The organism is Rhizobium sp. SL86 (assembly GCF_026672545.1).
Lineage (GTDB): Bacteria > Pseudomonadota > Alphaproteobacteria > Rhizobiales > Rhizobiaceae > Neorhizobium.
This window is the reverse complement of the sequence record NZ_JAPPRJ010000001.1, coordinates 1839167-1849767: the sequence shown is the minus strand read 5'-3', so window position 1 is coordinate 1849767 and position 10601 is coordinate 1839167. Positions and strand designations below refer to the sequence as shown.

General features: G+C 61.1%; 13 protein-coding genes. 9 read left to right on the top strand and 4 right to left on the bottom strand.

Annotation, left to right across the window (positions count from 1 at the left end):
* Positions 1 to 55 precede the first annotated feature (55 nt).
* Positions 56 to 787, top strand: a complete 732-nt coding sequence (locus OU993_RS09170; protein WP_268156380.1) for a Bax inhibitor-1/YccA family protein — start codon at positions 56 to 58, stop codon at positions 785 to 787.
* A gap of 153 nt (positions 788 to 940) precedes the next feature.
* A complete protein-coding gene (locus tag OU993_RS09165) occupies positions 941 to 1495 on the top strand; it encodes a GNAT family N-acetyltransferase (protein ID WP_268156378.1) in 555 nt (184 codons plus the stop codon).
* A 24-nt stretch (positions 1496 to 1519) separates the two neighbouring features.
* Here OU993_RS09165 and OU993_RS09160 read toward each other — a convergent pair whose 3' ends face one another.
* The 3 genes from OU993_RS09160 to acnA form a co-directional block, all read right to left on the bottom strand.
* A complete protein-coding gene (locus OU993_RS09160; RefSeq protein WP_268156376.1) occupies positions 1520 to 1906 on the bottom strand; it encodes a DUF2794 domain-containing protein in 387 nt (128 codons plus the stop codon).
* Positions 1907 to 2189: 283 nt separating this feature from the next.
* Positions 2190 to 2909, bottom strand: coding sequence for a DUF1223 domain-containing protein (locus OU993_RS09155; protein ID WP_268157619.1), 720 nt, complete (start codon positions 2907 to 2909; stop codon positions 2190 to 2192).
* A gap of 219 nt (positions 2910 to 3128) precedes the next feature.
* A complete protein-coding gene (gene acnA / locus OU993_RS09150) occupies positions 3129 to 5822 on the bottom strand; it encodes an aconitate hydratase AcnA (RefSeq protein ID WP_268156374.1) in 2694 nt (897 codons plus the stop codon).
* 265 nt (positions 5823 to 6087) lie between these two features.
* Here acnA and ccmA point away from each other — a divergent pair, with 265 nt between their 5' ends.
* The 7 genes from ccmA to OU993_RS09115 all read left to right on the top strand — a co-directional run bounded on the left by ccmA (position 6088) and on the right by OU993_RS09115 (position 10011).
* On the top strand, positions 6088 to 6735 hold the full coding sequence (gene ccmA / locus OU993_RS09145) for a heme ABC exporter ATP-binding protein CcmA (RefSeq protein ID WP_268156372.1): 648 nt from the start codon (positions 6088 to 6090) through the stop codon (positions 6733 to 6735).
* A gap of 358 nt (positions 6736 to 7093) precedes the next feature.
* A complete protein-coding gene (gene ccmB, locus OU993_RS09140; protein ID WP_268156370.1) occupies positions 7094 to 7753 on the top strand; it encodes a heme exporter protein CcmB in 660 nt (219 codons plus the stop codon).
* Between the two features lie 44 nt (positions 7754 to 7797).
* Positions 7798 to 8556 carry a heme ABC transporter permease gene (locus OU993_RS09135; RefSeq protein WP_268156368.1) on the top strand — a complete coding sequence of 253 codons (759 nt, stop codon included), beginning with the start codon at positions 7798 to 7800 and terminating at the stop codon, positions 8554 to 8556.
* Between the two features lie 2 nt (positions 8557 to 8558).
* On the top strand, positions 8559 to 8735 hold the full coding sequence (gene ccmD / locus OU993_RS09130; RefSeq protein WP_268156366.1) for a heme exporter protein CcmD: 177 nt from the start codon (positions 8559 to 8561) through the stop codon (positions 8733 to 8735).
* Entirely contained in the window at positions 8732 to 9331 is a 600-nt protein-coding gene (locus OU993_RS09125) for a DsbE family thiol:disulfide interchange protein (protein ID WP_268156364.1), read from the top strand. The genes ccmD and OU993_RS09125 overlap by 4 nt, the downstream gene beginning before the upstream one ends.
* Before the next feature lie 66 nt (positions 9332 to 9397).
* On the top strand, positions 9398 to 9679 hold the full coding sequence (locus OU993_RS09120) for a type II toxin-antitoxin system RelE/ParE family toxin (RefSeq protein ID WP_268156362.1): 282 nt from the start codon (positions 9398 to 9400) through the stop codon (positions 9677 to 9679).
* 29 nt (positions 9680 to 9708) lie between these two features.
* On the top strand, positions 9709 to 10011 hold the full coding sequence (locus OU993_RS09115; protein ID WP_268156360.1) for a HigA family addiction module antitoxin: 303 nt from the start codon (positions 9709 to 9711) through the stop codon (positions 10009 to 10011).
* A gap of 6 nt (positions 10012 to 10017) precedes the next feature.
* Here OU993_RS09115 and OU993_RS09110 read toward each other — a convergent pair whose 3' ends face one another.
* The gene (locus OU993_RS09110; RefSeq protein WP_268156358.1) at positions 10018 to 10599 is read right to left on the bottom strand and encodes a DUF2585 domain-containing protein; all 582 of its coding nucleotides are present in this window, start codon (positions 10597 to 10599) and stop codon (positions 10018 to 10020) included.
* Positions 10600 to 10601 lie beyond the last annotated feature (2 nt).

The following is a 10601-nucleotide window of genomic DNA, read 5'->3' as shown; positions in this document are numbered from 1 at the left end:
GCCAGGGCCAATCGGGCTCGACACCGTAGCAACATCGGAGCTTTGAGAGGACACCATGTCTGACCGCTTTAACTACCAGACGCGCGCCCAGACCGGCGCGATGATCGATGAAGGCCTGCGCACTTACATGCTGAAGGTCTATAACCTGATGGCGCTCGGTCTTGCCATCACCGGCCTTGCCGCCTTCGGCACCTGGCAGCTTGCCGTCGAGGGTGGACAGCTGACTGCATTCGGCACGGCGCTTTATGCGAGCCCGCTGAAGTGGGTGGTCATGCTCGCCCCGCTCGCGATGGTCTTTTTCCTGAGCTTCCGGATCAACCGCATGTCGGTCTCCGCCGCGCAGACGACCTTCTGGGTTTATGCCGCGCTGATGGGCCTGTCGCTGTCGTCGATCTTCCTGGTCTTTACCGGCCAGAGCATCGTGCAGACCTTCTTCGTGACGGCCGCCTCCTTCGGCGCTCTGTCGCTCTACGGCTACACGACGAAGCGTGACCTGACGGCCATGGGCTCGTTCATGATCATGGGTCTCTTCGGCCTGATCATCGCCTCGATCGTCAACATCTTCCTCGCCTCCTCGGCTCTTGGTTTTGCCATCTCCGTGCTCGGCGTACTGATCTTCGCAGGCCTCACCGCCTACGACACGCAGAAGATCAAGGAAATGTACTATGACGGCGACGATGCTGCCGTGATGGGCCGCAAGGCAATCATGGGCGCGCTGACGCTGTACCTCGATTTCGTCAACCTGTTCATGTTCATGCTGCAGTTCCTCGGCAACCGCAACAACTGAACCGGACGACAGACTCCACATGGAAAGGCGGCTCTCGGGCCGCCTTTTTTCATTGCATCCGAACTGCGCCGCCAATTGCAGCAATCACGGGATTGTCATCCGGGCAATCGAGGCATAGCTTCTGCCATCCTCTGATTTGACGCGCAAACCTCCATGACATTCCTTCTGCGCGACGCAACCGCGTCGGACCTTCCAGCCATCACCCAAATCTACCGCGACAGCGTTCTTACCGGCACAGCAAGTTATGAGCTTGATCCGCCGGACGAAGCCGAGATGCGCGCCCGCTTCGAGGCCATCCGCTCCAAGCACTATCCCTACATTGCCGCGGTTGGCATGGATGGCACGCTTCTTGGTTATGCCTATGCCTCGGCTTTTCGCACACGGCCGGCCTATCGCTGGCTGGTGGAGGATTCGATCTATCTTGCGCCCGAGGCGCGCGGACGCGGGATCGGCAAGGCTCTGCTGAATGAACTGGTAACCCGCTGCACGACGGCGGGATTTCGCCAGATGGTGGCGGTGATCGGCGGCGCCAGCGAGGCGTCCTGCGCCCTGCATGCAGCACTCGGTTTCCGTATGGTCGGCACCATGACCGGCACCGGCTTCAAACATCAACGCTGGCTGGATACGGTCTTTATGCAGCGTGAGCTTGGTGAGGGCAACACGACACCACCGGGCGAACTCGCCGCAGACAAGGCGATGACCGGCTGACGGTACGCCCCGAAGAACGACCGCTCACTCAACGAGCTTCAGGACCTTGTCGAAAACCTTAAGCACCTGCGGCAGTTCGTGGCCACGCTTGAGGATCATGCCATGTGTGTTGAGCACGCTGTAGGCGCCCTGTTTGGCGGCAAGCTTCGGGTTCTTTTCGATGCGGTAGAGCGGCATTTCGCCCGACCGCTTGAAGATGGAAAACACCGCCTTGTCCTTCAGGTGGTCGATGGCGTAGTCCTTCCACTCGCCCTCCCCCACCATGCGACCATAGATCCTGAGGATCGCATCCAGCTCACGGCGATGGAAGGTGACGGGGATCGGATCGAGGTTCTGTCGGTATTGACCGAGATCGACGACAACGTTTCCCGAGGACGTACCCGGCGCGTTTAAATCCGGCTGATCAGTCATCAAAGCTCCCAAGCCTTGTAACACTTCCATGACAGTGTGCCCGACTGGGGGCAAAATGCAAGCGACGAAGGTGAAACGCCGGAAGGTTCGGGACGCTCCCGAGAGGGCGGTATATAAATCCGACAATCTTTCCGGTTTTTGCCCGAATTCGAACAAACAGGCGCCGGATTCGCAGGGCAGTCTCGGGACATCCAGTTGGCGCACCGCGCCAGACCGGTCCGGCCCTTGGCGTTGACCTTACCCCCAGCCCCCATCGCCGAGGGTCGGACCTTTCATTCTCAGATCAATCATGCCGCTTGCGGCCGGCCATCACCAACGTGGCGCCGAGAATGGCTGCCGGCTCGCCCTTGGGGCTCGAGGTCTGCAGAAGAACGGCACACCCGTCCTTCTTGGAGCGGCCGAGGGTCTTCGCGGGAAGAGTGATCTTCTGCGGTGTCCCATCCCACATACCGACGGTCTGCACGTCGTAGACGCTGTGCCAGTATTCCATGGTGCGGCCGCTGTTTTCCCCGCGCTGCACCTCCACCTCTTCCTTCTTGGTGAAGTAGGCGATGACGATATCCGCACGCCCCTGGCCGGCCCCGATGTCGATCACCATCTGGTCGTCCTGCATGCTGATGCCGACCGGCACCGTCATGCCTTCACCCTTGTCGGTGAGATCCTGCACCAGCATGTTGATGGCGGGCAGATCCATGCCCTTCACATGCTGGCGGCCATTGATGATGGCCTGCGGAGTATAAACACCACTGCGGCCCATCGAATGCGCATAACCATACTGGCGTTCGGTATTTTCCTTCGAACTCAGCGTGTCCGTCCAGCCCAGATAGTTCCAGTAATCGACGTGATAGGACAACGCCACCACATCGCCCTGCTGCACGAGTTTCTTCAGCGCCGCATCCGCCGGCGGGCAGGAGGAACACCCTTGCGAGGTAAACAGCTCAACGACGCCCTTCGGCGACCGGACATCCCCTGCCCATGCGTTGCCGCAGAACATCAGGGCCATCAGTAGCAAGGGGCCACATCGGGCTGGCAGCAGGTGGGAATTTCCGAGGAACATCACAAGTCTTCATTGCACGAGGCGATTTGGATCGGGATCAACCTAACCCGTCCCGGTCATCAATCGGAAGTCACAAGCGGGTGAGACCCGACCGGCGGCAAACTTGCGCATAAAAAAGCCGCCGGGCAAGTCTGCCCGGCGGCTCCACAATCAGTTTTTCACAAATCAGGCAGCGAGATCGCGCAGAACGGTCTGCAGGATGCCGCCATTGTTCATGTAGATCACTTCATCCAGCGTATCGATGCGGCAAAGGATCTTGATCTCCTTCACCGAACCGTCGGCATAGGTGATCTTGGCAGTCTTCCATTCGCGCGGCTTGATCTCGCCATCCAGGCCTTCGATGGTGACGGTCTCGTCACCCTTCAGGTCCAGGCTCTGCCAGTTCATGCCGTCCTCGAAGACGAAGGGCACGACGCCCATGCCGACGAGGTTCGAACGGTGGATACGTTCGAAGGACTGGGCAATGACGGCGCGCACGCCAAGCAGGTTGGTGCCCTTGGCAGCCCAGTCACGCGAGGAGCCGTTGCCATATTCGACGCCGGCGAAGATGACGAGCGGAACGCCCTCGGCCTTGTACTTCATGGCAGCGTCGTAGATCGACATCTCTTCCTTGGACGGATAGTGGACGGTGTAGCCACCTTCCTTGCCGTTCGGGCCGAGCATGAAGTTGCGGATGCGGATATTGGCAAAGGTGCCGCGCATCATCACTTCATGGTTGCCGCGGCGCGTGCCGTACTGGTTGAAGTCGGCAACACCGACGCCATTCTCCATCAGGTAGGCACCGGCAGGCGAAGCCGCCTTGATGGAACCGGCCGGAGAAATGTGGTCGGTGGTGATCTTGTCGCCGAACAGGCCGAGAATGCGGGCGCCTTCGATGTTGGAAACGCCGGAGCCGGTCTTGCCCATGCCCACGAAGTAAGGCGGGTTCTGGACATAGGTCGACTTGTCGTCCCAGGCATAGGTCTGGCCGGCGGGCACCTGCACGGCCTGCCAGTTTGCATCGCCCTTGAACACGTCGGCATACTTCGACTCGTAGAGTTCGCGCGTGACGTATTTCAGGATGAATTCCTGAATTTCGTGCGAGGTCGGCCAGATGTCCTTGAGGAAGACCGGGTTGCCGTCCTGGTCGTTGCCGATCGGCTCCTTGGTCAGGTCCTTCTGCACCGTACCGGCGAGCGCATAAGCGACGACGAGCGGCGGGGATGCCAGGTAGTTGGCCTGGACGTCCGGAGAGATACGGCCTTCGAAGTTACGGTTGCCCGACAGAACGCCAGCGGTGATCAGGCCCTTGTCGTTGATCGTCTTGGAGATCGGTGCCGGCAGCGGACCGGAGTTACCGATGCAGGTGGTGCAGCCGAAGCCAACCAGGTTAAAGCCCAGCGCATCGAGCGAGGTCTGCAGGCCGGACTTGGCAAGGTATTCGCCAACCACCTGTGATCCCGGTGCGAGCGAGGTCTTGACCCAGGGGGCAGACTTCAGACCCTTGGCCACCGCGTTGCGGGCCAGAAGGCCAGCCGCGATCAGGACGCTCGGGTTCGACGTGTTGGTGCAGGACGTGATGGCAGCGATTGCCACGTCACCGTGACCGAGATCGAAGTCGGTACCTTCGACAGCGTAGCGGCTGTTGAGCTGACCCGGCTTCTTGTAGTCGTTTTCGAGAGCGGTGGCGAAGTTCGGCGCAATGGTTTCCAGCGGCAGGCGGCCTTCCGGACGCTTCGGGCCGGCCATCGACGGCACGACGTCACCAAGATCCAGTTCCAGCGTATCGGTGAAGACGAGGTTCGAGCCATCGCCTTCACGCCACATGCCCTGCGCCTTGGAATAGGCTTCGACCAGTGCGATCCGGTCCTTGGTACGGCCGGACATGGTGAGGTAGTTGATGGTTTCGCCATCGACCGGGAAGAAGCCGCAGGTGGCGCCGTATTCCGGACCCATGTTGCCGATGGTGGCGCGGTCGGCAAGCGACATCGAATCCAGGCCCGGGCCGAAGAATTCGACGAACTTGGAAACGACGCCCTTCTTGCGCAGCATCTGCACAACGGTCAGAACGAGGTCGGTCGCGGTGACGCCTTCCTTCACCTTGCCGGTCAGCTTGAAGCCGATGACTTCCGGCAGCAGCATGGAGACCGGCTGGCCGAGCATGGCGGCTTCGGCTTCGATGCCGCCCACGCCCCAGCCGAGAACGCCGAGACCATTGATCATGGTCGTGTGGCTGTCGGTGCCGACGCAGGTATCCGGATAAGCGATGGTTTCCCCGTCTTCTTCCTTGGTCCAGACGGTCTGGCCGAGGTATTCCAGATTGACCTGGTGACAGATGCCGGTGCCGGGCGGCACGACGCGGAAGTTCTTGAACGCCTGCTGGCCCCATTTCAGGAAGCGGTAACGTTCGCCGTTACGCTCATATTCCAGCTCGACGTTCTTGGCGAAGGCCGTCGGCGTGCCGAATTCGTCAACGATGACCGAGTGGTCGATGACCAGGTCGACGGGGACGAGCGGGTTGATCTTTTCCGGATCACCACCGAGTGCCACCATGGCGTCGCGCATGGCAGCCAGGTCGACAACGGCGGGAACGCCGGTGAAATCCTGCATCAGTACGCGGGCCGGACGATAGGCGATTTCGTTTTCGACCTTGCCCTTGTTGCTCAGCCATTCCGCGACCGCCAGGATGTGCTCCTTGGTGACCGACTGACCGTCTTCGAAACGCAGCAGGTTTTCCAGCAACACCTTCATCGAGAAGGGAAGGTTCGAGACGCCGGGCAGGCCATTGGCCTCGGCCTTCGGGAGGCTGTAGTAAACGTAGTCCTTGCCGTCCACGGTCAACACGGACCGGCAATTAAAGCTGTCGAGAGATTTTGTCACGGAAACAACCCCGCTGATATTAAGAGCCAACACGCGCGTGCGGACGCCTATGCACTACATGCACATCAGGATGCGGGTACGACCATTTCCGCTGTCCGCACGAGAAGAGTGAACTTCAGGTCCGGCGCAAAGTGAAAATCACGCCGGCCGCTGGCGTGGTTGCGAAGCTTATAGATAATTTCTAAGAACTGTTCCAGACCGTGACAGTGCCGTTCGGCAGATTTTTTTGTAGGCTTTCGGCGAATGGCAAACAAAGGCTAACCACATGCGGCTGACCGCCGAACACCTCTCGGCCCGACGCGGCGAGGATCTGATTTTCTCTAACATTTCCTTCGACTTGGAGGCGGGCCAATCGCTCGTGCTGACAGGCCGCAACGGCAGCGGAAAGTCGACCCTTCTGCGGGTCATCGCGGGCCTCATCCGGCCGGCCTCCGGCCGCCTGTCCTGGCATGACGACACCATGCCGGAAAGCCTGCCGCCGGCGGAAGTCAGCCATTATCTTGGCCACCGCAATGCAATGAAACCGGAACTGACGGTTGCAGAGAACCTCGCCTTCTGGCGGGATTTTTTGGGCAGCCGACCGGGCGGCCAGCCTCTTTCAATCGCGGATGCCGCCGAGGCGGTGGAATTGTCCGCCATCCTGCACCTGCCCTTCGGTTATCTTTCCGCCGGCCAGCAACGGCGCATGGCATTCGCCAAGCTTTTGGTCGCCCATCGCCCCATCTGGATCCTCGACGAACCGACAGCCGCCCTCGATGTGGCCGCCGAAGCACTCTTCAGCCGGCTGATTCGCAACCATCTTGAGCAGGGCGGACTGATTCTCGCCGCCACCCACCAGCCGCTCGATTTCGAGGCGAATCACCGGCTGGAGATGAAGGGCTTCGCGTTTGCGGGGATGGAGGGCGAGGCATGATCGCGAGTCGCGCGCATTCAGGGTTCCGCATTGCCCCTCATCTGCCTACCGATATCTTCTCTTCGTTAAGACGAGGCTTGTCGCATTTGAAACAAAACCCCTCCCCAACCCCTCCCCACAAGGGGGAGGGGCTTACCCTGCCACATCGCCACGTCGTGAGGAGGCAGAACGGCTCCGCGCGGTATCTCCCCCCTTGTGGGGGAGATGGCCGGCAGGCCAGAGGGGGTTTTTTTTCCTATGCAATAGCCCTGCCGTCACAACGGGGAGAAGAACCCTTGCCGCAACGGCTCAGTCCCCCCTCTCCCCGCCTGCGGGGAAAAGGCTGGGGTGAGGGGCAAGCAGTCAGAAAGATTCCCGCATGACCGCCCTCCTGCTGCGCGACCTGAAACTCTCCATCCGCGCCGGCGGCGGGGCTTTGATCGGCATCCTGTTTTTCCTGACCGTCGTTGCCGTCATCCCCTTCGGCGTCGGGCCGGACCTCAATCTTCTGGCGCGCATCGGCCCGGCGATCGTCTGGATCGGCGCGCTGCTCGCCGCCCTTCTGGGGCTCGACCGCATGTTCCAGACCGATCGCGACGATGGCTCGCTCGATCTCTTGTTGATGCAGGAACCTCCGCTGGTGTTGACCGTGCTCGTCAAGTGCCTGGCGCACTGGATCGCCAACGTGCTGCCGCTCGTCATCGCCTCGCCGCTGCTCGGCCTGTTCATGAACATGAACGAGGTGGCGATCGGTGCCGCCATGCTGACGCTTTTCGTCGGTTCGCCGGCGCTGACGCTGATCGGCGCGGTCGGGGCGGCAGTTGCCGTCACCCTGCCGCGCGGCGGTCTGCTGGTCTCGATCCTCGTGCTGCCGCTCTGCATTCCGGTGCTGATCTTCGGTGTCAGCGCCACCTATGCGGCGGTGGAAGACCCGGCGCCCTTCCTGCCACCCTTCCTCATTCTCACCGCCATCACGATGTTTTTTGCCGTGCTCGGTCCGGTGGGTGCCGCGCTGGCGTTGCGCAACGCCGGGGATTGACTAGAATCAAGTTCTGGCCGCTGGCCTTGCTTTAGAAGGACGCCATGACCGAAAGCCTTGCCATCCGCAAATTCAGCGACCTTGCCAACCCGACGTGCTTCCTGGCGCTTGCCGAGCGCGTGCTGCCCTGGCTTGCCGCGCTCTGTTGTGTGCTTCTCGCCGTCGGCCTGTTTCTTTCCTTCACCACGGAGGGCGACTACCAGCAGGGTGATACCGTGCGCATCATGTATATCCATGTGCCGGCGGCCTGGCTGTCGATGATGTGTTATTCGGTCATGGCGCTCTCGGCGATCGGCACGCTGGTCTGGCGCCACCCGCTGGCGGATGTCAGCCACAAGGCCGCAGCGCCGCTCGGTGCCGCCTTTACGCTGATCGCGCTGGTGACCGGCTCGCTGTGGGGCAAGCCGATGTGGGGCACCTGGTGGGTGTGGGATGCACGCCTCACCTCCGTCTTTATTCTCTTCCTGATGTATCTCGGCCTGATTGCGCTGAACCGGTCGATGGACGATCCTTCGCGCGCAGCTCGGGTCTCCGCCGTGCTGATCCTCGTCGGTTTCGTCAACATTCCGATCATCAAGTTCTCCGTCGACTGGTGGAACACGCTGCACCAGCCGGCGAGCGTCATCCGCCTCGACGGCCCGACCATCGACCCCGAATTCCTCTGGCCGCTGCTGATCATGGCGGTGGCCTTCACGCTGCTCTTCTTCTGCCTGCACATCATGGCCATGCGCAACGAGATCTGGCGCCGGCGCGTTGCCACCCAGCGCCGGCTTGCCGCCCGCATGGCCGGCCGGGGAGACTGACGATGACCCATGCCTTCTACATTGTGACCGCCTATGCCGTGACGGCCGCCGTCGTCCTGTCCCTCATTGCCTGGACTTTTTTCGATGGCCGCGCCCGCCGCCGCGAACTGGCGGAACTGGACGCAAAGGGCTTGCGCCGACGGGGCACCGCGGCGCCGGGCGGAGCCCCCTCGCCATGACGATCGAGAGCGAGACCCAGCCGAGACGCCGGGCCACCCGCATTCTGGTGCTGATCCCACTTGCTATCTTTGCGGGGTTCGCCGCCATCGCCGGAAAAATGCTCTACGATCAGGATGTGAACGGCCTGGATGTCTCGACCATCCCCTCCGCCCTCATCGGCAAGCCGGCCCCGTCACTGTCGCTACCGCCGCTAGACGGCTCGCAGACACCGGCGCTGACCGACGCTGCCATTCGAGGCAGGCTCACCCTCGTCAACGTTTTTGCCTCCTGGTGCGTGCCCTGCCGCCAGGAGCATCCGCTGCTGACGGAACTGGCAAAAGACCCGCGCCTGACGATCGTCGGCATCAATTACAAGGACCGCAACGACAACGCGCTGCGCTTCCTCGGCGAACTCGGCAATCCTTATGATGCAATCGGCATCGACCCGAACGGCAAGGCGGCGATCGACTGGGGCGTCTACGGCATTCCGGAAAGTTATCTGGTCGGCCCGGACGGAAAAATTCTCTACAAGCGCGTTGGCCCGTTTGACGAGCGAAGCGTCGTGCAGGATCTGCTGCCGGCGATGGAGAAGGCGACGATCAAGCCGTCAAGCTGAGAATCAGCCTGCTTCCCTTGTCTTCGTCTGTGTATCACTGTATGATACCAACAATGGAGGCAGCGAATGATCCGGTCGTTCCGGGACAAGCGCACCGAAGCAGTTGACGCCGGAACCATTCGAAAGGGTTTTCCAGCCGAGCTTGTGCGTCGTGCACAGCAGTTGTTGACCCTGATCGACGCGGCACGGTCTCTGGATGATCTTCGTTCCCCGCCTGGCAATCGACTCGAGAAGTTATCGGGTGATCGCGAAGGCCAGCATTCGGTGCGCATCAACGCCCAGTGGCGGATCTGTTTCATCTGGAAGGACGGCGATGCGGAAGAGGTCGAGATCGTCGATTACCACTGAAGACGATGGATTAAGGCAGGAGGCATAAGATGACGCTCAGCAAGGCGCCAGCCATTCATCCGGGTGAGATTCTCCGAGATCTGTATCTTGAACCCCTGGGCATGTCGCCCTACGCACTTGCCAAGACGCTGAGGGTTCCGCGTACACGCATCGAACGGATCGTGGCGGAGAAGATCGGCATCAGCGCAGATACGGCATTGCGGCTTGCCAAGTTTTTCCGGACGACGCCCGAACTTTGGCTCAATCTTCAGTCCACTTACGACCTCAAGAAACAAAGCGCAGAACTTGGCCCCGAATTGGCGCAGATTCCCGAACTGGGCGAGGCTGCATAGCAGGGATTACAATGCGCCCTGCCACGTCTTGATCGCCTCCACCGGCCAGACCAACATCAGGACGTTGAGCGTGAGATTGTCGCGGATCAGCCAGCCGGTGAAGATTTCAAAGAGGATCGCGACGGTGACCGTCAGCCAGACCGGCATACGGGCGGCAAACAGGAAACCGAGCGCCATGAACACGGTGTCCATCGCCGAATTCAGGATGCTGTCACCTTCGTAGCCGATCGCCATGGTGGCGGAGCGATAGCGGTTGATGATGATCGGTGAGTTTTCGAGAAGCTCCCAAGCCGCCTCGATGAAGGTGGCGAGCGCCAGACGCTTGCCGAACGAGGCCTTGCGCAGCACCAGCCATCCCAGTCCGTAGAACAGGAAACCGTGGATGATGTGGCTGGGCGTGTACCAGTCGGCCAAATGCTGGGAATTGCCCGGCGTGTTCACGCCCGGCTCGAACAGCTTGATGGTGCCGCAGGAGCAGATCCACAGCCGGCCCATCCAATGTTCCGCGATGATCTGCACCAGAAGAATGACGAGGGCGACCGTCAGCCAGAAACGACCGCTGCCGGCGGCACGCGGTTCGGCGGCCAATC

What these genes read in the sequence shown, in the direction of transcription:
- OU993_RS09170 (WP_268156380.1), top strand. Translation starts at nt 56, where the DNA reads ATGTCTGACCGCTTTAACTACCAGACGCGCGCCCAGACCGGCGCGATG.
- OU993_RS09165 (WP_268156378.1), top strand. Translation starts at nt 941, where the DNA reads ATGACATTCCTTCTGCGCGACGCAACCGCGTCGGACCTTCCAGCCATC.
- OU993_RS09160 (WP_268156376.1), bottom strand. Translation starts at nt 1,906, where the DNA reads ATGACTGATCAGCCGGATTTAAACGCGCCGGGTACGTCCTCGGGAAAC.
- OU993_RS09155 (WP_268157619.1), bottom strand. Translation starts at nt 2,909, where the DNA reads ATGGCCCTGATGTTCTGCGGCAACGCATGGGCAGGGGATGTCCGGTCG.
- ccmA (WP_268156372.1), top strand. Translation starts at nt 6,088, where the DNA reads ATGCGGCTGACCGCCGAACACCTCTCGGCCCGACGCGGCGAGGATCTG.
- ccmB (WP_268156370.1), top strand. Translation starts at nt 7,094, where the DNA reads ATGACCGCCCTCCTGCTGCGCGACCTGAAACTCTCCATCCGCGCCGGC.
- OU993_RS09135 (WP_268156368.1), top strand. Translation starts at nt 7,798, where the DNA reads ATGACCGAAAGCCTTGCCATCCGCAAATTCAGCGACCTTGCCAACCCG.
- ccmD (WP_268156366.1), top strand. Translation starts at nt 8,559, where the DNA reads ATGACCCATGCCTTCTACATTGTGACCGCCTATGCCGTGACGGCCGCC.
- OU993_RS09125 (WP_268156364.1), top strand. Translation starts at nt 8,732, where the DNA reads ATGACGATCGAGAGCGAGACCCAGCCGAGACGCCGGGCCACCCGCATT.
- OU993_RS09120 (WP_268156362.1), top strand. Translation starts at nt 9,398, where the DNA reads ATGATCCGGTCGTTCCGGGACAAGCGCACCGAAGCAGTTGACGCCGGA.
- OU993_RS09115 (WP_268156360.1), top strand. Translation starts at nt 9,709, where the DNA reads ATGACGCTCAGCAAGGCGCCAGCCATTCATCCGGGTGAGATTCTCCGA.